General features: G+C 58.0%; 19 protein-coding genes and 2 tRNA genes. 20 read left to right on the forward strand and 1 reads right to left on the reverse strand.

Annotated elements, in window-relative coordinates; translation table 11 throughout:
* The first annotated feature begins 153 nt into the window (after positions 1–153).
* The 6 genes from dnaJ to LOY28_RS03735 all read left to right on the forward strand — a co-directional run bounded on the left by dnaJ (position 154) and on the right by LOY28_RS03735 (position 7,735).
* The gene (dnaJ, locus tag LOY28_RS03710; RefSeq protein ID WP_018929477.1) at positions 154–1,278 is read left to right on the forward strand and encodes a molecular chaperone DnaJ; all 1,125 of its coding nucleotides are present in this window, start codon (positions 154–156) and stop codon (positions 1,276–1,278) included.
* 9 nt (positions 1,279–1,287) lie between these two features.
* Entirely contained in the window at positions 1,288–2,094 is an 807-nt protein-coding gene (gene dapB / locus LOY28_RS03715) for a 4-hydroxy-tetrahydrodipicolinate reductase (RefSeq protein ID WP_026286671.1), read from the forward strand.
* Positions 2,095–2,353: 259 nt separating this feature from the next.
* On the forward strand, positions 2,354–3,490 hold the full coding sequence (carA, locus tag LOY28_RS03720) for a glutamine-hydrolyzing carbamoyl-phosphate synthase small subunit (RefSeq protein ID WP_018929479.1): 1,137 nt from the start codon (positions 2,354–2,356) through the stop codon (positions 3,488–3,490).
* A gap of 117 nt (positions 3,491–3,607) precedes the next feature.
* On the forward strand, positions 3,608–6,829 hold the full coding sequence (gene carB, locus LOY28_RS03725) for a carbamoyl-phosphate synthase large subunit (RefSeq protein WP_018929480.1): 3,222 nt from the start codon (positions 3,608–3,610) through the stop codon (positions 6,827–6,829).
* Positions 6,826–7,302, forward strand: coding sequence for a transcription elongation factor GreA (gene greA, locus LOY28_RS03730; RefSeq protein ID WP_018929481.1), 477 nt, complete (start codon positions 6,826–6,828; stop codon positions 7,300–7,302). Before carB ends, greA begins: the two co-directional genes overlap by 4 nt.
* Positions 7,303–7,330: 28 nt before the next feature.
* Positions 7,331–7,735 (forward strand): hypothetical protein, encoded by a 405-nt coding sequence (locus tag LOY28_RS03735; RefSeq protein ID WP_007933533.1) that lies wholly within the window; start codon positions 7,331–7,333, stop codon positions 7,733–7,735.
* Between the two features lie 9 nt (positions 7,736–7,744).
* Here the strand turns inward: LOY28_RS03735 and LOY28_RS03740 are convergent, their stop codons facing one another.
* Positions 7,745–8,053, reverse strand: coding sequence for a YhbY family RNA-binding protein (locus LOY28_RS03740; protein WP_007900503.1), 309 nt, complete (start codon positions 8,051–8,053; stop codon positions 7,745–7,747).
* Between the two features lie 101 nt (positions 8,054–8,154).
* Between LOY28_RS03740 and rlmE the strand changes: the two genes are divergently transcribed.
* From rlmE to rpsO, 14 genes are all read left to right on the forward strand, one after another.
* On the forward strand, positions 8,155–8,784 hold the full coding sequence (gene rlmE / locus LOY28_RS03745; RefSeq protein WP_007933535.1) for a 23S rRNA (uridine(2552)-2'-O)-methyltransferase RlmE: 630 nt from the start codon (positions 8,155–8,157) through the stop codon (positions 8,782–8,784).
* 202 nt (positions 8,785–8,986) lie between these two features.
* On the forward strand, positions 8,987–10,897 hold the full coding sequence (gene ftsH / locus LOY28_RS03750) for an ATP-dependent zinc metalloprotease FtsH (RefSeq protein WP_018929483.1): 1,911 nt from the start codon (positions 8,987–8,989) through the stop codon (positions 10,895–10,897).
* 8 nt (positions 10,898–10,905) lie between these two features.
* On the forward strand, positions 10,906–11,757 hold the full coding sequence (gene folP / locus LOY28_RS03755; protein WP_258613100.1) for a dihydropteroate synthase: 852 nt from the start codon (positions 10,906–10,908) through the stop codon (positions 11,755–11,757).
* Between the two features lie 16 nt (positions 11,758–11,773).
* Positions 11,774–13,111 (forward strand): phosphoglucosamine mutase, encoded by a 1,338-nt coding sequence (glmM, locus tag LOY28_RS03760; RefSeq protein WP_258613101.1) that lies wholly within the window; start codon positions 11,774–11,776, stop codon positions 13,109–13,111.
* Between the two features lie 66 nt (positions 13,112–13,177).
* Positions 13,178–13,933: a triose-phosphate isomerase gene (tpiA, locus tag LOY28_RS03765; protein WP_007933541.1), complete on the forward strand. Its 756-nt coding sequence runs from the start codon at positions 13,178–13,180 to the stop codon at positions 13,931–13,933.
* Positions 13,934–13,937: 4 nt separating this feature from the next.
* The gene (gene secG, locus LOY28_RS03770) at positions 13,938–14,321 is read left to right on the forward strand and encodes a preprotein translocase subunit SecG (RefSeq protein ID WP_018929487.1); all 384 of its coding nucleotides are present in this window, start codon (positions 13,938–13,940) and stop codon (positions 14,319–14,321) included.
* A 22-nt stretch (positions 14,322–14,343) separates the two neighbouring features.
* A tRNA-Leu gene (locus LOY28_RS03775) sits at positions 14,344–14,429 on the forward strand.
* Between the two features lie 96 nt (positions 14,430–14,525).
* Positions 14,526–14,602: transfer RNA gene (locus LOY28_RS03780), tRNA-Met, on the forward strand.
* 138 nt (positions 14,603–14,740) lie between these two features.
* Positions 14,741–15,199, forward strand: coding sequence for a ribosome maturation factor RimP (gene rimP / locus LOY28_RS03785; protein WP_007973115.1), 459 nt, complete (start codon positions 14,741–14,743; stop codon positions 15,197–15,199).
* A 47-nt stretch (positions 15,200–15,246) separates the two neighbouring features.
* Complete coding sequence (gene nusA, locus LOY28_RS03790) at positions 15,247–16,728, forward strand: transcription termination factor NusA (RefSeq protein ID WP_007933547.1); 1,482 nt, start codon at positions 15,247–15,249, stop codon at positions 16,726–16,728.
* Positions 16,729–16,755: 27 nt separating this feature from the next.
* On the forward strand, positions 16,756–19,281 hold the full coding sequence (gene infB, locus LOY28_RS03795) for a translation initiation factor IF-2 (RefSeq protein ID WP_086945987.1): 2,526 nt from the start codon (positions 16,756–16,758) through the stop codon (positions 19,279–19,281).
* Between the two features lie 159 nt (positions 19,282–19,440).
* Complete coding sequence (gene rbfA, locus LOY28_RS03800) at positions 19,441–19,842, forward strand: 30S ribosome-binding factor RbfA (protein ID WP_007900467.1); 402 nt, start codon at positions 19,441–19,443, stop codon at positions 19,840–19,842.
* Between the two features lie 3 nt (positions 19,843–19,845).
* Positions 19,846–20,763, forward strand: a complete 918-nt coding sequence (truB, locus tag LOY28_RS03805; RefSeq protein WP_007933551.1) for a tRNA pseudouridine(55) synthase TruB — start codon at positions 19,846–19,848, stop codon at positions 20,761–20,763.
* Between the two features lie 117 nt (positions 20,764–20,880).
* The gene (gene rpsO / locus LOY28_RS03810) at positions 20,881–21,150 is read left to right on the forward strand and encodes a 30S ribosomal protein S15 (protein ID WP_011332409.1); all 270 of its coding nucleotides are present in this window, start codon (positions 20,881–20,883) and stop codon (positions 21,148–21,150) included.
* Positions 21,151–21,285: the final 135 nt, after the last annotated feature.

Consider the following 21,285-nt stretch of genomic DNA (forward strand, 5'->3'; position numbering starts at 1 on the left):
ATGCTCCTGCTTTCCGCGCCGAAAGTGCCGCATCGAATCAAAGACCAGGATCGTTGAATTGACGTGAGTTGGGTCCGGGCCTGTATTGGGGCTCAACGAGTTTGACGAGGCTCAGGAGAGGTTTGTCGAACGTCCTTAAGAGTGCAAAGACTTATGGCAAAGCGTGACTATTACGAAGTATTGGGTGTTGAGCGTGGCTCAAGCGAAGCAGACCTGAAAAAGGCCTACCGCCGCCTGGCGATGAAGCACCACCCGGACCGTAATCCCGATGACAAAGCGTCGGAAGATATGTTCAAGGAGGCCAACGAGGCCTACGAAGTGCTGTCCGATTCCAGCAAGCGCGCGGCCTATGACCAATACGGTCATGCCGGTGTCGACCCGAGCATGGGTGGCGGCGGTGCCGGTTTTGGTGGCCAGAACTTCTCCGATATCTTTGGCGATGTCTTCAGTGACTTCTTCGGTGGCGGTCGCGGCGGCTCCCGTGGCGGCGCGCAGCGTGGCAGCGACCTGCGTTACACGCTGGAGTTGAACCTGGAAGAAGCGGTGCGCGGCACAACCGTGAATATCCGTGTTCCGACACTGGTCAACTGCAAGCCGTGTGATGGCTCGGGCGCCAAGAAAGGCTCTTCGCCGGTCACCTGCCCGACGTGTGGCGGTATCGGTCAGGTACGCATGCAGCAAGGCTTCTTCTCGGTGCAGCAGACCTGCCCGCGTTGCCATGGCCAGGGCAAGATCATTTCCGATCCGTGCGATTCCTGCCACGGCGAAGGTCGTGTCGAAGAGTACAAGACGCTTTCCGTCAAAGTGCCGGCCGGTGTCGATACCGGTGACCGTATTCGTCTGTCCGGCGAAGGCGAAGCGGGCGCGCAGGGTGGTCCGACCGGCGATCTGTACGTGGTGATCAATGTGCGTGAGCACGCGATCTTCCAGCGTGATGGCAAGCACCTGTTCTGCGAAGTGCCGATCAGCTTCGTCGACGCAGCGTTGGGCGGCGAGCTGGAGATTCCGACCCTTGATGGTCGGGTCAAGCTGAAGATCCCTGAGGGGACTCAGACCGGCAAGCAGTTCCGTGTTCGCGGCAAAGGCGTTGCGCCGGTACGTGGCGGCGGCGCTGGCGACCTGATGTGCCGTGTGGCGGTCGAAACCCCGGTCAACCTGGGTCGTCGCCAGCGCGAATTGCTGGAAGAGTTCCGCAGCTCCCTGGCGGACGACAACAGTCATTCGCCGAAAACCACTGGTTGGTTCGAAGGCGTGAAGCGCTTCTTCGGCGATTTGTAAGGAGTGAGCATGCGACGTATAGCTGTGATGGGTGCCGCCGGCCGCATGGGCAAGATCCTGGTCGAGGCGGTGCAGCAGCGCGCGCCGCTGACCGGTCTGACCGCCGCCATCGTGCGTCCCGGCAGTACGCTGATTGGCGTGGATGCCGGTGAGCTGGCCTCGTTGGGGCGTATTGGTGTGCCGCTGTCCGGTAGTCTGGATTCGGTGGCTGATGAGTTCGACGTGCTGATCGACTTCACGCTCCCGGAAGTCATGCTGAAAAACCTGGCTTTCTGCCGTAAGGCGGGCAAGGCCATGGTGATCGGCACGACGGGACTGGACGCCGCGCAGAAGCAGTTGCTGGCCGAGGCGGGCAAGGATATTCCTATCGTGTTCGCGGCCAATTTCAGCGTCGGTGTAAACCTGTCGCTGAAGCTGCTCGACATGGCTGCGCGCGTGCTGGGTGATGATGCGGATATCGAAATCATCGAGGCTCACCATCGGCACAAGATCGATGCGCCTTCGGGCACGGCGCTGCGCATGGGTGAAGTAATCGCCAATGCGCTGGATCGTGATCTGCAGAAGGTTGCGGTCTATGGGCGTGAAGGTCACACCGGTGCGCGTGAGCGTGAAACGATCGGCTTTGCCACTGTTCGCGGTGGTGATGTGGTCGGTGATCATACGGTGCTGTTCGCCTGCGAGGGCGAGCGACTGGAAATCACGCACAAGGCATCCAGTCGCATGACCTTCGCCAAGGGCGCGGTACGTGCAGCTTTGTGGCTGGACGGTCGTGAGCCAGGCCTCTACGACATGCAAGACGTGCTCGACCTGCGTTAAGATGCAGCCGAAACCGGGTTCAAACATAGCCTTTGAGCCCGGTTTTAAACCGCCAAGCGACGTCCTGTCGCATTCTCCGGCCTTTAGGGCTCATTGGCGGTAGACCAAAAATGCCTTTTTCTGTAAGCTACAGCTTTAGTGTGTCCACTAAAAGCGCGCAGAATAATTCGATGAAGAAGCGGGGTGACGTGTCCATACGTCACTCCGCTTTTTTACAACCTGCGATCGCCCTTTCAGGCTTTATTTACGGGAGGTCTTCTTGACTAAGCCAGCCATACTCGCCCTTGCTGATGGCAGCATTTTTCGCGGCGAAGCCATTGGAGCCGACGGACAAACCGTTGGTGAGGTGGTGTTCAACACCGCAATGACCGGCTATCAGGAAATCCTTACCGATCCTTCCTACGCCCAACAGATCGTTACCCTGACTTACCCGCACATCGGCAACACCGGCACCACGCCGGAAGACGCCGAGTCCGATCGCGTCTGGTCCGCTGGCCTGGTCATCCGTGACCTGCCACTGGTTGCGAGCAACTGGCGCAACACGATGTCTCTGTCCGACTACCTGAAAGCCAATAATGTCGTGGCTATCGCCGGTATCGACACTCGCCGCCTGACACGCATCCTGCGTGAGAAAGGCGCGCAGAACGGCTGCATTATGGCCGGTGACAACATTTCCGAAGAAGCCGCCATCGCCGCTGCCCAGGGCTTCCCTGGCCTCAAGGGCATGGACCTGGCGAAAGTCGTCAGCACCAAAGAGAAGTACGAGTGGCGCTCGACTGTCTGGGACTTGAAGACCGACAGCCACGCGACCATCGACGCTTCCGATCTGCCATACCACGTGGTTGCCTACGACTACGGCGTCAAGCTGAACATCCTGCGCATGCTGGTCGAGCGCGGTTGCCGCGTGACCGTGGTGCCAGCTCAAACGCCCGCGGCTGACGTTCTGGCTCTGAAGCCGGACGGCGTGTTCCTGTCCAACGGCCCGGGTGACCCTGAGCCATGCGACTACGCGATCCAGGCTATTAAAGACGTGCTGGAAACCGAGATCCCGGTATTCGGTATCTGCCTCGGCCACCAACTGCTGGCTCTGGCCTCCGGTGCCAAAACCCTGAAAATGGGCCACGGTCACCACGGTGCCAACCACCCGGTTCAGGATCTGGACAGCGGTGTGGTGATGATCACCAGCCAGAACCACGGTTTTGCGGTAGACGAAGCGACCCTGCCAGGCAACGTTCGTGCGATCCACAAATCGCTGTTCGACGGCACCCTGCAAGGTATCGAGCGTACCGACAAGAGCGCCTTCAGCTTCCAGGGTCACCCTGAAGCCAGCCCTGGCCCGAACGACGTAGCGCCACTGTTTGATCGCTTCATCAACGAAATGGCCAAGCGACGCTAATCGCTCGCCCTGATGTAGCGAAGCCTGGGGGCGGTCCCGAAACCGGCGGCCCCCTCAAGGCTTCAGAGATTGAACAAGACGGCTTGCCGACTGACCTGCGGATTTGAGTGACAACCCATGCCAAAACGTACAGACATTAAAAGCATCCTGATTCTCGGCGCTGGCCCGATCGTGATCGGCCAGGCCTGCGAATTCGACTACTCCGGCGCCCAGGCCTGTAAAGCCCTGCGCGAGGAGGGTTACCGCGTCATCCTGGTGAACTCCAACCCGGCGACCATCATGACCGACCCGGCCATGGCCGACGCCACCTACATCGAACCGATCAAGTGGCAGACCGTTGCCAAGATCATCGAGAAAGAGCGTCCGGACGCGCTGCTGCCGACCATGGGTGGCCAGACCGCCCTGAACTGCGCCCTGGACCTGGAGCGCGAAGGCGTTCTGGAGAAGTTCGGCGTAGAGATGATCGGCGCCAACGCTGACACCATCGACAAGGCTGAAGACCGTTCGCGCTTTGATAAGGCGATGAAATCCATCGGTCTGGACTGCCCGCGTTCGGGTATCGCCCATAGCATGGAAGAGGCCAATGCGGTTCTCGATCGTCTGGGCTTCCCGTGCATCATTCGTCCGTCCTTCACCATGGGCGGCACCGGTGGCGGTATCGCTTACAACCGTGAAGAGTTCGAAGAAATCTGCGCCCGCGGTCTGGATCTGTCGCCGACCAAAGAGCTGCTGATTGACGAATCGCTGATTGGCTGGAAAGAATACGAGATGGAAGTTGTCCGCGATAAAAAGGACAACTGCATCATCGTCTGCTCCATCGAAAACTTCGACCCGATGGGCGTGCACACCGGTGACTCGATCACGGTTGCACCCGCACAGACCCTGACCGACAAGGAATACCAGATCCTGCGTAACGCCTCCCTGGCGGTACTGCGCGAGATCGGCGTGGAAACCGGCGGCTCCAACGTCCAGTTCGGCATCTGCCCGAACACTGGTCGCATGGTGGTCATCGAGATGAACCCGCGGGTATCCCGTTCCTCGGCCCTGGCATCGAAAGCCACCGGTTTCCCGATCGCCAAGGTCGCGGCGAAACTGGCCGTCGGTTACACCCTCGACGAACTGTCGAACGACATCACCGGCGGCAAGACTCCGGCGTCCTTCGAACCGTCCATCGACTACGTCGTCACCAAACTGCCACGCTTTGCCTTCGAGAAATTCCCGAAAGCCGACGCTCGCCTGACCACTCAAATGAAGTCGGTCGGTGAAGTCATGGCCATCGGCCGGACCTTCCAGGAATCCCTGCAGAAAGCTCTGCGCGGGCTGGAAGTGGGTGTTTGCGGCCTGGACGAGAAGCTCGACCTGAGCAACCCGGAAAGCATGAGCATCCTCAAGCGCGAACTGACCGTGCCGGGTGCCGAGCGTATCTGGTACGTGGCTGACGCGTTCCGCGCGGGCCTGTCGGTCGAAGACATCTTCGGCATGAACATGATCGACCCGTGGTTCCTGGTGCAGATCGAAGATCTGATCAAGGAAGAAGAGAAGGTCAAGACTCTGGGTCTGTCCGCTATCGACCGCGACCTGATGTTCCGCCTCAAGCGTAAAGGCTTCTCCGATCAACGTCTGGCCAAGCTGCTGGGCGTCACCGAGAAGAACCTGCGTACCCATCGTCACAAGCTGGAAGTGTTCCCGGTCTACAAGCGCGTCGACACCTGCGCCGCCGAGTTCGCCACCGACACCGCGTACCTGTACTCGACTTACGAGGAAGAGTGCGAAGCTGCGCCGTCGGGCCGTGACAAGATCATGATCCTGGGTGGCGGTCCAAACCGCATCGGCCAGGGCATCGAGTTCGACTATTGCTGCGTACACGCAGCACTGGCCCTGCGCGATGACGGGTACGAGACCATCATGGTCAACTGCAACCCGGAAACCGTTTCCACCGACTACGACACCTCCGATCGTCTGTACTTCGAACCAGTGACCCTGGAAGACGTGCTGGAAATCGTCCGCGTCGAGAAGCCAAAAGGCGTGATCGTTCAGTACGGCGGTCAGACCCCGCTGAAACTGGCCCGTGCCCTGGAAGCCGCCGGCGTGCCGATCATCGGCACCAGCCCTGACGCCATCGACCGCGCCGAAGACCGTGAGCGCTTCCAGCAGATGGTTGAGCGTCTGAACCTGCGTCAACCGCCTAACGCCACCGTGCGCAGCGAAGATGAAGCGATTCGTGCCGCCGCCAAAATCGGTTACCCGCTGGTGGTTCGTCCGTCCTATGTACTGGGCGGCCGTGCGATGGAAATCGTTTACGAAGAGGAAGAACTCAAGCGCTACCTGCGTGAAGCGGTTCAAGTGTCCAACGACAGCCCGGTGCTGCTGGACCACTTCCTCAACTGCGCGATCGAAATGGACGTGGATGCGGTCTGCGACGGCACCGACGTGGTGATCGGCGCGATCATGCAGCACATTGAGCAGGCCGGCGTTCACTCCGGTGACTCCGCGTGCTCCCTGCCGCCGTATTCGCTGCCTGCACATATCCAGGACGAGATGCGCGAACAGGTCAAGAAAATGGCCCTGGAACTGGGCGTGGTCGGCCTGATGAACGTTCAGTTGGCGCTGCAAGGCGAAGACATCTACGTCATCGAAGTCAACCCGCGCGCATCCCGTACCGTACCGTTCGTCTCCAAGTGCATCGGTGTGTCCCTGGCGATGGTCGCGGCTCGCGTGATGGCCGGTAAAACCCTGAAGGAAATCGGCTTCACCAAAGAAATTATTCCGAACTTCTACAGCGTGAAAGAGGCAGTGTTCCCATTCGCCAAATTCCCTGGCGTGGACCCGATCCTGGGCCCAGAGATGAAGTCCACCGGTGAAGTGATGGGCGTGGGCGACACCTTCGGCGAAGCCTTTGCCAAGGCTCAGATGGGCGCCAGTGAAGTGCTGCCAACCGGTGGTACCGCGTTCATCAGCGTGCGCGACGATGACAAGCCGCTGGTTGCAGGCGTGGCCCGTGATCTGATCAACTTGGGCTTCGAAGTGGTCGCCACTGCCGGTACTGCCAAGCTGATCGAAGCAGCAGGCCTGAAAGTGCGTCGTGTGAACAAGGTGACCGAGGGTCGTCCGCACGTGGTCGACATGATCAAGAATGACGAAGTCACTCTGATCATCAACACCACCGAAGGTCGTCAGTCGATCGCTGATTCCTACTCCATTCGTCGTAATGCCTTGCAGCACAAGATCTACTGCACCACTACTATTGCTGCTGGCGAAGCTATCTGCGAAGCGTTGAAGTTCGGTCCTGAGAAGACCGTGCGCCGCTTGCAGGATCTACACGCAGGATTGAAGGCATGATCAAATACCCAATGACCGTCAAGGGCGCTAAAGCCCTGGAAGAAGAACACGCTCATCTGACCAAGGTCGTTCGTCCGAAACTCAGTCAGGACATCGGTACGGCCCGCGAGTTGGGTGACTTGAAGGAAAACGCCGAATACCACGCTGCTCGCGAGCAGCAGGGGATGGTCGAGGCGCGGATTCGTGACATTGAAGGCCGCATGCAAAACGCTGTGGTCATCGACGTAACGACCATCGAGCACACCGGCAAGGTGATTTTCGGCACCACCGTCGAAATCGCCAATGTCGAGACCGATGAAAGCGTGACTTACCAGATCGTTGGTGAGGATGAAGCAGACATCAAGCTCGGCAAGATCTCCGTCGGTTCGCCGATCGCCCGTGCCTTGATCGCCAAGGAAGAGGGTGATGTGGTGGCGGTCAAAACGCCGGGTGGCGTTATCGAGTATGAGATTGTCGAAGTTCGCCACATCTGAAAGAAGGCGCCCGCTACGTGCGGGTGCCATGCTTTGGCAGCTGACCCAGATGCTCTGGGTTGGCGGCTTGTGGTTGTTGCACATCGGTCTGCTGCCGGTGCTGGGGCAAATAGGCCTGGCGCCGCTGCTGATCGACGAAATTGCAGGTGCGCTGAATACGCTGATGGTGGGATTCGCCACAGCGAGTGTGATTTTTCAGGCTTTGGTGCTGGTACAGGCCGAGGGTCTTGCCAGTCTATGGCGGGATATTCGCGGGCAACTGCTGCTGATGGCGCTGTATGGGTGCGCGATGTATTTCGCAGTACGCTTCGGTTGGCCGCAGGCGCTGCATTGGCAGTTGTTCAGCTATCTTGTCCTGGGGTTTTCCGGGCTGGTGCTGGTGATGCAGCCGGTGCCTGGATGGAGTGTCAGGGTGCGCGAAGCACACCCTTGACCCTTGCCATCACTTGAAGCGATGGACGTTCGACAACTGCTTGTTGACGCTGAAGTTCTTGCGATAAATCAGTGCCATCTTGCCGATGACCTGAACCAGATCGGCTTTGCCGGCCTTGCAGAGTTCTGCAATGGCTGCCAGGCGCGATTCGCGATCGAGGATGTTGAGCTTGATTTTGATCAGCTCGTGATCCGCCAAAGCGCGTTCAAGTTCGGCTAACACACCTTCAGTCAAGCCGTTGTCAGCCACAATCAAAACTGGTTTCAGATGGTGGCCAATGGACTTGTACTGTTTCTTCTGCTCTTGAGTGAGCGGCATAATCTGACCCTTTCGTCTGGATTCTGTAAAATGGCGGCCATTTTACCCGAGGGCTCGTGGATCCGCCCAATTAATCACGACCCTTATCATCGAGGTGCCCAATGGCGCGTTCCAAGACAAGCCTTGGTTGGCTGAAAAGACATGTCAACGATCCCTATGTGAAGCAGGCGCAAAAGGATGGCTACCGCTCGCGTGCGAGTTACAAACTTCTGGAGGTCCAGGAGAAATACAAGCTGATCCGTCCCGGCATGAGCGTTGTCGACCTGGGTGCGGCGCCCGGCGGATGGTCGCAGGTGACTAGTCGTCTGATTGGTGGTCAGGGGCGACTGATTGCCTCGGACATTCTGGAAATGGACAGCATTCCGGACGTGACTTTCATTCAGGGGGACTTCACCGAGGACGAAGTGCTCACGCGGATCCTTGAAGCTGTGGGTAATTCGCAGGTGGACCTTGTGATTTCCGATATGGCCCCCAATATGAGTGGTACGCCTGAAGTGGACATGCCAAAAGCCATGTTTCTTTGCGAGCTGGCGCTTGATTTGGCGGAACGGATACTCAAGCCGGGTGGTAATTTTGTGATCAAGATTTTTCAGGGCGAAGGGTTTGATGTTTACCTGAAGGATGCTCGTCGGAAATTCGACAAGATCCAGATGATCAAGCCAGACTCTTCCCGTGACAGTTCCCGCGAGCAATACATGTTGGCTTGGGGTTACCGCGGGCGTAGTGAGTAAAACGAGGTTTTTTGGCGGGGTGATAGGTTTTTCATATTTCGCCCCGCGTGCATTAGCGAATATTGTGTAGAAAGTGTTTCACAAAGGGTTACAGACGGCGCCTGCCAGAGCCGTAGGTAATGTAGTAAGTTAGGCCGGTGAATATCATGCGAAGCGCGCGCCATTAGCGGAGCTTGCTTCAGAGGGTAGTTAATTGAACGATATGGCAAAGAATCTGATCCTGTGGTTGATCATCGCAGCTGTCCTGGTGACGGTGATGAACAACTTCTCCAGCCCTAACGAGCCGCAGACCCTCAACTATTCCGACTTCATCCAGCAGGTCAAGGATGGCAAGGTCGAGCGCGTAGCGGTTGATGGCTACGTGATTACAGGCAAGCGCAACGATGGCGACAGCTTCAAGACCATCCGTCCGGCAATCCAGGACAACGGTCTGATCGGCGACCTCGTGGATAACCACGTTGTGGTCGAAGGCAAGCAACCTGAGCAGCAAAGTATCTGGACTCAACTCCTGGTCGCAAGCTTCCCGATCCTGGTGATCATCGCCGTCTTCATGTTCTTCATGCGGCAGATGCAGGGCGGTGCCGGTGGCAAGGGTGGGCCGATGAGTTTCGGCAAGAGCAAGGCGCGCCTGCTCTCCGAAGATCAGGTGAAAACCACCCTGGCTGACGTTGCAGGTTGTGACGAAGCCAAGGAAGAAGTCGGCGAGCTGGTCGAGTTCCTGCGTGATCCGGGCAAGTTCCAGCGCCTGGGCGGTCGCATTCCTCGCGGCGTGCTGATGGTTGGTCCTCCGGGTACAGGTAAAACCTTGCTGGCCAAGGCGATTGCCGGCGAAGCCAAAGTACCGTTCTTTACTATTTCCGGTTCCGATTTCGTCGAAATGTTCGTCGGCGTCGGTGCCAGCCGTGTCCGTGACATGTTCGAGCAGGCGAAGAAGCATGCGCCATGCATCATCTTCATCGATGAAATCGACGCCGTCGGTCGCCACCGTGGTGCCGGCATGGGTGGTGGTCACGATGAGCGCGAGCAGACCCTCAACCAGTTGCTGGTAGAGATGGACGGCTTCGAAATGAATGACGGCATCATCGTCATCGCCGCGACCAACCGTCCGGACGTACTGGACCCTGCGTTGCTGCGTCCGGGCCGCTTCGACCGTCAGGTCGTGGTTGGCCTGCCGGACATCCGTGGTCGCGAGCAGATTCTCAAAGTCCACATGCGCAAAGTGCCGATGGGTGACGACGTCGCTCCGGCCGTGATCGCTCGTGGTACTCCTGGTTTCTCCGGTGCCGACCTGGCCAACCTGGTGAACGAGGCTTCGTTGTTTGCGGCTCGTGCCGGCAAGCGCATCGTCGAGATGAAAGAGTTCGAACTGGCCAAAGACAAGATCATGATGGGTGCCGAGCGCAAATCCATGGTCATGTCCGAGAAAGAAAAGCAGAACACTGCTTATCACGAAGCCGGCCACGCTATCGTCGGTCGCGTCGTGCCTGAGCATGATCCGGTCTACAAGGTGTCGATCATTCCGCGCGGTCGCGCACTTGGTGTGACCATGTTCCTGCCGGAAGAAGATCGCTACAGTCTGTCCAAGCGTGCACTGATCAGCCAGATCTGCTCGCTGTACGGCGGTCGTATCGCTGAAGAGATGACCCTGGGCTTCGATGGCGTCACCACCGGTGCGTCCAACGACATCATGCGTGCCAGCCAGATAGCACGAAATATGGTGACCAAGTGGGGGTTGTCGGAAAAACTCGGTCCATTGATGTACGCCGAAGAAGAGGGCGAAGTGTTCCTCGGTCGTGGCGGCGGTGGTCAGCATGCCAGTTTCTCTGGCGAGACGGCCAAGCTGATCGACTCCGAAGTGCGCAGCATCATTGACCAGTGCTACGGCACGGCCAAGCAGATCCTCACGGATAACCGTGACAAGCTTGATGCGATGGCGGATGCCTTGATGAAGTACGAGACGATCGATGCCGATCAGATCGATGACATCATGGCGGGTCGTACGCCTCGCGAACCTCGCGACTGGTCTGGCGGCAACGACACTTCCGGCACACCTCCGGTGGTGCAGGATGGGCGTCCGGAAACACCTATCGGCGGCCCGGCTGCTGACGTTTAAGGTTTGAAATGACTTCTGTTCAGTCCTCGACCCGGTTGTCTTGCGGCAACCGGGTTCTTGATTTGGCCCAGACGCATGTCATGGGCATTCTCAATGTCACTCCCGATTCCTTTTCCGATGGCGGCCGATACAGCCAGCTGGACGCGGCCCTGCGCCACGCCGAGGCGATGGTGGCGGCCGGTGCGACGCTGATCGACGTCGGTGGTGAATCGACCCGGCCCGGTGCCAGGGCCGTTTCGCCGCTTGAAGAGCTCGAGCGCGTAGCGCCTATCGTTGAGCGCATCAGTCGCGAACTGGATGTGATTATCTCGGTCGATACTTCCACGCCTGCCGTCATGCGTGAAACCGCAAGGCTGGGGGCGGGGTTGATCAATGACGTACGCTCGTTGCGTCGAGATGGTGCTCTGGATGCAGCGGCGGCCACCGGTTTGCCGGTGTGCCTGATGCATATGCTCGGCGAGCCGGGCGACATGCAGGACAACCCTCAGTACCAGGATGTTACGAAAGAGGTCGGCGAGTTTCTTGCCGAGCGCATGGTTCAGTGTGCCTCGGTAGGTATCCCTGCTGAGCGGATCATTCTTGATCCGGGCTTCGGCTTCGCGAAAACCCTGCAGCACAATCTAAGTTTGTTTAAGCATATGGAGGCCCTGCATGCTTTGGGGCGGCCTCTGTTGGTCGGTGTTTCGCGAAAGAGCATGATCGGCCAGGCCTTGAATCGACCTGTGGGAGAGCGTCTGCATGGTGGTCTGGCACTTGCGGCGCTGGCTTCGGTCAAAGGTGCGCGTATATTGCGCGTCCATGATGTAGCGGAAACGGTCGACGTGGTGCGGATGATTGCCGCCGTAGAATCAGCTGAATAAGAAAGATGGAGTACTTATGAGTAAGAAATACTTTGGCACCGACGGCATTCGTGGTCGGGTCGGTCAATACCCTATCACTCCTGATTTCATGCTCAAGCTTGGCTGGGCGGCAGGCATGGCATTTCGCAGCATGGGCGCCTGCAAGGTGCTCGTGGGCAAGGACACCCGTATCTCCGGTTACATGTTCGAGTCGGCGCTTGAGGCTGGGCTGACCTCGGCCGGTGCTGATGTGATGCTGTTGGGGCCAATGCCGACTCCGGCCATCGCCTATTTGACGCGGACCTTTCACGCCGAAGCCGGCATCGTGATCAGCGCTTCGCATAACCCTCATGACGACAACGGTATCAAGTTTTTCTCTGGTAAGGGCACCAAGCTCCCGGATGAAGTCGAGCTGATGATCGAAGAGCTGCTAGACACCCCGATGACCGTGGTTGAGTCGAGCAAGATCGGCAAAGTGTCGCGAATCAACGATGCCTCGGGCCGTTATATCGAATTCTGCAAGAGTAGCGTTCCCACCGGCACCAGTTTTGCCGGCCTGAAGATCGTGCTCGATTGTGCTCACGGCGCGACTTATAAAGTGGCGCCTAGCGTGTTCCGTGAGTTGGGGGCTGATGTCGTTGTGCTTTCTGCTCATCCCAACGGCCTGAACATCAATGATAATTGCGGTTCGACCCATATGGCGCCGCTGCAAGCGGCCGTGCTGGCCGAGCGCGCCGATTTGGGTATCGCCTTCGACGGTGACGGTGATCGGGTGCAGATGGTTGATCACACCGGTGCTGTCGTCGATGGTGACGAGCTGCTGTTCATCATCGCTCGCGATCTGCAAGAACGTGGCAAGTTGCAGGGCGGTGTGGTCGGTACGCTGATGAGTAACCTGGGGCTGGAGTTGGCCCTGGCGGATCTGGCGATTCCTTTTGTGCGGGCCAACGTTGGTGACCGTTACGTCATCTCCGAGTTGCTGGAGCGCGATTGGCTGGTGGGCGGTGAAAACTCGGGGCACATTGTCTGCTTCGGTCACACCACTACCGGGGATGCGATCATTGCTGCGTTGCAGGTCTTGATGGCGCTGAAACGGCGCGCAGAAGGCCTGGCTCAGTCGCGTCAGGCGTTGCGCAAGTGCCCTCAGGTGTTGATCAATGTGCGGTTTGGCGGTGGTGTGAGCCCGCTCGAGCATCCGACCGTCAAGGAGGCCAGTGATCGTGTCACTCAAGCGATGGCGGGCCGCGGGCGCGTGTTGTTGCGCAAGTCCGGGACAGAGCCGCTGGTGCGTGTCATGGTCGAAGGCGAGGACGAAGCGCAGGTTCGCGATTACGCCGAAGAGCTGGCAAAACTGGTAACTGAAGTTTCTGCCTGATTTCGGCTTGCCAGCCATGATTGTGTTGGGTAACATCTGCGCCCACTTTGACCGACGAGGTACAGCATGCGTCGCCCTATGGTAGCTGGTAACTGGAAGATGCACGGTACCCGCGCCAGCGTCGCTGAGCTGATCGACGGCCTTCGTCATCTGGCCTTGCCGAGCGGTGTTGATGTCGCGGTGTTCCCGCCTTGCTTGTATATCAATCAAGTGATTGATGGTTTGCAAGGGAAGTCGATTTCGGTCGGCGCGCAGAACTCTGCGATTGAATCCGGGCAGGGTGCGTTGACAGGTGAAATTTCACCGAGTCAGTTGGTGGATGCAGGTTGTTCCCTGGTGCTTGTCGGGCACTCTGAGCGCCGCCAGATAATGGGCGAGCTCGACGGGACGCTGAATCGCAAATTTGCGGCAGCACAGGCATGTGGCTTGATTCCGGTGTTGTGTGTAGGGGAGACCCTCGAGCAGCGCGAAGCTGGAAAAACTCTTGAGGTTGTCGGGCGTCAGCTGGGCAGCATCATCGAGGAGCTGGGTGTTGGTGCTTTTGCAAAGGCAGTAATCGCTTACGAGCCGGTCTGGGCCATTGGTACCGGGCTGACTGCTTCGCCGCAACAGGCGCAGGATGTGCATGCAGCCATTCGCGCCCAGTTGGCGGCAGAGAATTCTGAAGTCGCGCAAGGTGTGCGGCTTCTATACGGCGGCAGCGTGAAGGCGGCCAATGCGGCCGAACTGTTCGGCATGCCGGATATCGATGGGGGGCTCATTGGTGGGGCTTCCCTGAATGCAGATGAGTTCGGTGCGATTTGTCGCGCCGCGGGAAACTGAAAAAATGCTGGAAACAGTCGTAGTCGTTTTTCATCTGCTGGGTGCGTTGGGCGTAGTTGCTCTGGTATTGCTGCAGCAGGGTAAAGGTGCGGACGCTGGTGCATCTTTCGGAGCAGGTGCTTCAAATACTGTGTTCGGAAGCCAAGGTACCTCTACCTTTCTTAGTAAGTTTACTGCTATACTTGCCGCCGGTTTCTTCATGACCAGCTTGGGGTTAGGTTACTTTGCTAAAGAGAAAGCTCACCAGCTGACTCAGGTAGGTTTGCCAAACCCAGCAGTGTTGGAAGTTCCAAAGCAAAAACCGGCTTCTGATGATGTCCCGGTGCTTCAAGAGCAAAAGTCGGCTACTCCAGCGACTGACGTGCCTCCAGCTCAAGAGCAGAAGTAAGAAGAGTTTCAAACGTAGTATTGCCGAGGTGGTGGAATTGGTAGACACGCAACCTTGAGGTGGTTGTGCCCATAGGGTGTAGGGGTTCGAGTCCCCTTCTCGGTACCAATTATCAGGAGAGCCCGCTGTTGCGGGCTTTCTTGTAGGTGGAAGGTTACATTGACCCTGTTAGGGATCGGTCGTATACTTCCGCCCCAGCTTTGTCGCGGGGTGGAGCAGTCTGGTAGCTCGTCGGGCTCATAACCCGAAGGTCGTCGGTTCAAATCCGGCCCCCGCAACCAGTTTAAGGAGCCCCTTTTCAGGGGCTTTTTGTTAGCTGGACACTTTCAACGCCGCTATTCGGCGGCGTTTCAAGGATGGGCGTTTCGCCCATTTTTTTATTTTGCATAGCATGCACATACATGCACGAGGGGGTTCAGGTGTCGAGCAAGCTAGAAGAGTTGCAGGCCTTGCTGGCCCCGGTGGTCGTGGCCCTAGGCTATGAATGCTGGGGTATTGAGTTTTCGGCTCAAGGTCGCCACTCAATGTTGCGCGTTTATATCGATAAAGAAGGCGGCGTGCTGGTGGACGATTGTGCCATCGTCAGTCGCCAGATCAGCGGTGTGCTGGATGTTGAAGATCCAATCTCCGTTGAATACACCCTTGAAGTTTCCTCGCCTGGCATGGAACGCCCACTGTTCACTCTTGAGCAGTTTGCAAAATTTGCCGGTGAACAAGTGAAGATCAAGCTGCGCTCGCCTTTTGAAGGTCGACGCAACTTTCAGGGCCTTCTGCGCGGTGTAGAAGAGCAGGACGTCGTGGTGCAGGTTGAAGACCATGAGTTCCTGTTGCCGATCGATATGATCGACAAGGCCAACATTATTCCCAGTTTTGACTGAGACGCGGATCCCGCGGATCCAATGGCTTGCGAAAGGCGAGGCGTACGATGAGCAAAGAAGTACTGCTGGTTGTTGAGTCGGTATCCAATGAAAAGGGCGTACCGGCAAACGTAATTTTTGAAGCGCTGGAGCTGGCTCTGGCCACTGCTACCAAAAAGCGTTTCGAGGACGAAGTCGATCTGCGTGTGGAAATCAATCGCCACACCGGTGCTTATGAGACATTCCGTCGCTGGACGGTCGTCGAAGAAGCAGACCTGGACGATCCGGCGATCGAAACCTGGCCGAGCAAGGTTGCGCAAACGCATCCTGGCGCCAAGGTCGGTGACGTTGTCGAAGAAAAAATCGAATCCATCGAGTTCGGCCGCATTGCTGCACAGACTGCCAAGCAAGTCATCGTGCAGAAAGTTCGCGAAGCCGAGCGTGCTCAAGTCGTTGATGCCTATCGCGAGCGTCTGGGGGAAATCATCTCCGGCACCGTGAAGAAAGTCACCCGCGACAATGTGATCGTCGACCTGGGCAATAACGCAGAAGCGTTGCTGGCCCGTGAAGACATCATCTCTCGCGAAACCTTCCGGGTTGGCGTGCGTCTGCGTGCGCTGCTCAAGGAAATCCGCACCGAGAACCGCGGCCCGCAGCTGATCCTGTCGCGTACCGCGCCGGAAATGCTGATCGAGTTGTTCCGCATCGAAGTGCCGGAAATCGCTGAAGGCCTGATCGAAGTAATGGCTGCATCCCGTGACCCGGGTTCGCGTGCCAAGATCGCGGTCCGCTCCAAAGACAAACGCATCGATCCGCAAGGCGCTTGCATCGGTATGCGCGGTTCGCGCGTCCAGGCAGTGTCCGGCGAGTTGGGCGGTGAGCGTGTGGACATCGTCCTGTGGGACGATAACCCTGCTCAGTTCGTGATCAATGCAATGTCGCCGGCTGAAGTGGCGGCAATTATCGTTGACGAAGATGCCCACGCAATGGACATCGCCGTTGGCGCAGACAATCTGGCTCAGGCCATCGGTCGCGGTGGTCAGAACGTGCGTCTGGCTAGCCAGTTGACTGGCTGGACCCTGAACGTGATGACCGAATCGGACATCCAGGCTAAGCAACAAGCAGAAACCGGCGACATCCTGCGCAACTTTATCGACGAGCTGGAAGTCGACGAAGACCTGGCACAGGTGCTGGTAGATGAAGGTTTCACCAGCCTGGAAGAGATTGCCTACGTACCGTTGGAAGAAATGCTCAACATCGACGGCTTTGACGAAGAAACCGTCAACGAGCTTCGCGCTCGCGCCAAGGATCGTTTGTTGACCAAAGCCATCGCTACTGAGGAAAAGCTGGCAGACGCCCATCCGGCCGAAGACCTGCTCTCGCTTGAGGGCATGGACAAGGATTTGGCGATGGAACTGGCGGTGCGCGGCGTAATTACCCGCGAAGACCTGGCCGAGCAGTCTATTGACGACCTGCTCGACATCGACGGCATTGACGATGATCGTGCCGGCAAGTTGATCATGGCCGCCCGAGCCCACTGGTTCGAGTAATTAGGCGCGGCCTGAGGAGAGAAGTGCATGACGCAAGTCACGGTGAAACAACTGGCCGATGAGGTCAAAACACCGGTAGAGCGCCTGTTGCAGCAGATGCGTGAGGCAGGTCTGCCGCACACCGCCGCCGAAGAACATGTGACTGACAGTGAGAAGCAATCTTTGCTGACTCACTTGAAAAGCAGCCACAAGGCGAAAGTGGAAGAACCACGCAAGATCACGCTGCAGCGTAAAACCACCAGCACCCTGCGTGTTGCTGGCAGCAAAAGCATCAGCGTTGAAGTACGCAAGAAGAAAGTCTTCGTGCAGCGCAGCCCGGAAGAAATCGAAGCCGAGCGCAAACGCGAACTGGAAGAACGTCGCGCAGTAGAAAATGCTGCACGTCAGAAGGCTGAAGAAGAAGCCAAGCGTCGCGCCGAAGAAGAAGCGCGTCGCCAGCCTGCTGCTGCGCAAACCGCTCCTGTCGAAGCTGTCGCAGCGCCTGTTGCAGTTGCCGAACCTGTGCGTGAAAGCGCCCCGGTCGTGGCCGCTGCACCTGCACCGGCAGCCGACACTCGCAAGCGCGACGAGCAGCGTCGTCCGGACAAACCACGTGCCGACGATAGCAATCGTCGTGGCAGTGGTGATGGCGAGCGCAAAAACGCTCCACATCGTGCTTCGGTCAAGGAAAAAGCGCCTGCTCCACGCGTTGCCCCACGTACTACCGACGAAGAAAGCGATGGCTTCCGTCGTGGTGGTCGCGGCAAGGCCAAGCTGAAGAAACGCAACGCCCACGGTTTCCAGAGCCCAACCGGCCCTGTTGTGCGCGAAGTGAAGATCGGCGAGACCATCACTGTTGGCGATCTCGCTCAGCAGATGTCGGTCAAGGCTGCTGAAATCATCAAGTTCATGTTCAAACTGGGTACCCCAGCGACCATCAACCAGGTACTGGATCAGGAAACTGCCCAACTGGTTGCCGAAGAGCTGGGCCACAAAGTGACCCTGGTCAGCGACACCGCCCTGGAAGATTCCCTGGCCGAGTCCCTGAAGTTTGAAGGTGAGACGTTCTCCCGTGCACCGGTTGTGACCGTAATGGGTCACGTTGACCACGGTAAGACCTCGCTGCTCGACTACATCCGTCGTGCCAAGGTAGCTGCTGGCGAAGCCGGTGGTATCACCCAGCACATCGGTGCGTACCACGTTGAAACCGAACGCGGCATGGTCACCTTCCTCGACACCCCTGGTCACGCCGCGTTTACCGCCATGCGTGCCCGTGGTGCCAAGGCGACCGACATCGTGATCCTGGTGGTTGCAGCGGACGACGGCGTAATGCCGCAGACCGTTGAAGCTGTTCAGCACGCTCAGGCGGCTGGCGTACCTCTGGTTGTTGCAGTGAACAAAATCGATAAGCCGGGCGCCGATCTCGATCGCATCCGTAGCGAATTGTCGGTTCACGGCGTGACTTCGGAAGAGTGGGGCGGCGACACCCCGTTCGTATCGGTTTCGGCGAAAGTCGGTACCGGCGTGGACGAGTTGCTCGAAGCTGTTCTGCTGCAAGCTGAAGTTCTCGAACTGAAAGCAACCCCATCGGCCCCTGGTCGTGGTGTTGTGGTTGAATCGCGTCTCGACAAAGGTCGTGGCCCGGTTGCAACCGTTCTGGTTCAAGACGGTACCCTGCGCCAGGGCGACATGGTGCTGGTCGGTTCGAACTATGGCCGCGTTCGCGCCATGCTCGACGAGAACGGCAAGCCAATCAAGGAAGCCGGTCCTTCCATCCCTGTCGAGATCCTCGGCCTGGACGGTACTCCGGACGCTGGCGACGAGATGAGCGTAGTTGCTGACGAGAAGAAAGCCCGTGAAGTGGCTCTGTTCCGTCAAGGCAAGTTCCGCGAAGTCAAACTGGCCCGTGCTCACGCCGGCAAGCTTGAAAACATCTTCGAGAACATGGGTCAGGAAGAGAAGAAGACGCTCAACATCGTCCTCAAATCCGACGTCCGTGGTTCGCTGGAAGCGTTGAACGGTGCCTTGAATGGCCTGGGTAACGACGAAGTGCAAGTGCGTGTGGTCGGTGGCGGTGTCGGTGGTATCACCGAATCCGACGCCAACCTGGCACTGGCCTCCAACGCTGTACTGTTCGGCTTCAACGTGCGTGCCGATGCCGGCGCTCGCAAGATCGTCGAGCAGGAAGGTCTGGATATGCGTTACTACAACGTGATCTACGACATCATCGAAGACGTCAAGAAAGCCCTTACCGGTATGCTGGGCAGCGATGTTCGCGAGAACATCCTGGGTACCGCTGAAGTGCGTGACGTGTTCCGTTCGCCGAAGTTTGGCGCGATCGCCGGTTGCATGGTTATCGAAGGTGTTGTTCACCGTAACCGTCCAATCCGTGTACTGCGTGAAGACATCGTTATCTTCGAAGGCGAGCTGGAATCCCTGCGCCGCTTCAAGGATGACGCTTCCGAAGTACGTGCCGGCATGGAATGCGGTATCGGCGTGAAGAGCTACAACGACGTCAAAGTCGGTGACAAGATCGAAGTCTTCGAGAAGGTTCAGGTTGCTCGCAGCCTCTAACTCGCGCACTTCAAGAGCCGTGATGGCCAGCCGCATGCAATTGCGCGGCGCATCAGTCGGACTCTAAACGCAACGCCCGGTCTGGCTTTTGTCAGGCCGGGCGTTTGCCGCTTTCAGACCCTTCGGGTTTCACCGTGGGGCAGTAACAGGTAACAAGACATGGCAAAAGAATATAGCCGTACCCAACGTATCGGCGATCAGATGCAGCGTGAGCTGGCACAGCTGATCCGTCGTGAAGTCAAAGACCCGCGCGTCGGGCTGGTCACCATTACCGCTGTTGAAGTCAGCCGTGATGTCGGTCACGCCAAGATCTTCATCACCGTGATGGGGCAGGACAGCCGCGACGATATCGCGCAAAGCATCAAGGTGCTCAACTCCGCCGCCGGTTTCCTGCGCATGCAGTTGGCTCGCGAGATGAAATTGCGCAGCGTTCCACAGTTGCACTTCCATTACGACGAAAGTGTCGTGCGTGGTGCGCACCTGTCGGCCCTGATCGAACGCGCGGTGGCTGAAGACAATCAGCACCCGGTAGCGGCTGAACCCGAAGACGCCAAGGAGTAATCGGTGGCTCAGGTCAAACGTATCCGTCGTAACGTCAGCGGTATCATCCTGCTCGACAAGCCGTTGGGGTTCACTTCCAACGCGGCGTTGCAGAAGGTCCGCTGGTTGCTCAATGCCGAGAAGGCCGGGCACACCGGCAGTCTCGATCCGCTGGCCACTGGCGTGTTGCCGTTGTGCTTCGGCGAGGCCACCAAGTTCTCGCAATACCTGCTCGATTCCGACAAAGGTTATGAAACCCTGGCGCAACTGGGCAAGACCACCACCACGGCGGATGCCGAAGGTGAGGTTTTGCTGGAACGTCCGGTGACCGTTGGTCGTGCCGATATCGAAGCTGTGTTGCCGAAATTTCGTGGGCAAATCAGTCAGATACCGCCGATGTACTCGGCACTCAAGCGCGATGGGCAGCCGCTGTACAAGCTGGCCCGTGCAGGTGAAGTAGTGGAGCGCGAACCGCGTTCTGTTACTATTGCGCGCTTGGAATTACTGGCCTTTGAGGGTGATACTGCGCGGCTTGCGGTGGATTGCAGCAAAGGCACCTATATCCGTACCCTGGTGGAGGATATCGGTGAGCAACTCGGTTGTGGCGCTTACGTGGCTGAATTGCGACGTACCCAGGCCGGGCCTTTCACGCTTGCACAGACCGTCACTCTGGAAGAGCTGGAAGCGGTACATGCCGAAGGCGGCAACGAAGCGGTCGACCGCTTCCTGATGCCATCGGACAGCGGCCTGCTGGATTGGCCACTGTTGCAGTTCTCGGAAGCGAGCGCGTTCTACTGGCTCAACGGCCAGCCGGTACGTGCCCCGGATGCACCGAAATTTGGCATGGTACGGGTACAGGATCACAATGGTCGCTTCATCGGTATCGGTGAAGTGAGCGAAGACGGGCGCATCGCGCCACGTCGACTGATTCGGTCAGAATGACCGAACGAGGGTGGCTGTTAACAGGCACGGTCACTACTCATTTTTAGATACAGGGATTTGTCCCTGGCCTGTTGAAACTGTTTTTCTGAAACAGTTTCCTGATAAAAGGATTGCCTCATGGCTCTCGACGTTCAAGAAAAAGCTCAAATCGTAGCTGACTACCAGCAAGCTGTTGGTGACACTGGTTCGCCAGAGGTGCAAGTTGCACTGCTGACCGCCAACATCAACAAACTGCAAGGTCACTTCAAGGCCAACGGTAAAGATCACCACTCCCGTCGTGGTCTGATCCGCATGGTTAACCAGCGTCGTAAGCTGCTGGACTACCTGAAAGGCAAGGACGTGAGCCGTTACAGCGCTCTGATCGCTCGCCTGGGTCTGCGTCGCTAATAAGCGATTGCGCTAGAGGTTGGTTGTTTGCTGTGTGCCAGCGGGTTTCCCGCAGGTACATGGCAGGCTCCCAGCCTCAAGTTTTATCTGGACAATAGTTTTACCCTGGACAATGACAGTCGGGCCGATTCCCGG

The organism is Pseudomonas sp. B21-017, from assembly GCF_024749245.1.
GTDB lineage: Bacteria > Pseudomonadota > Gammaproteobacteria > Pseudomonadales > Pseudomonadaceae > Aquipseudomonas.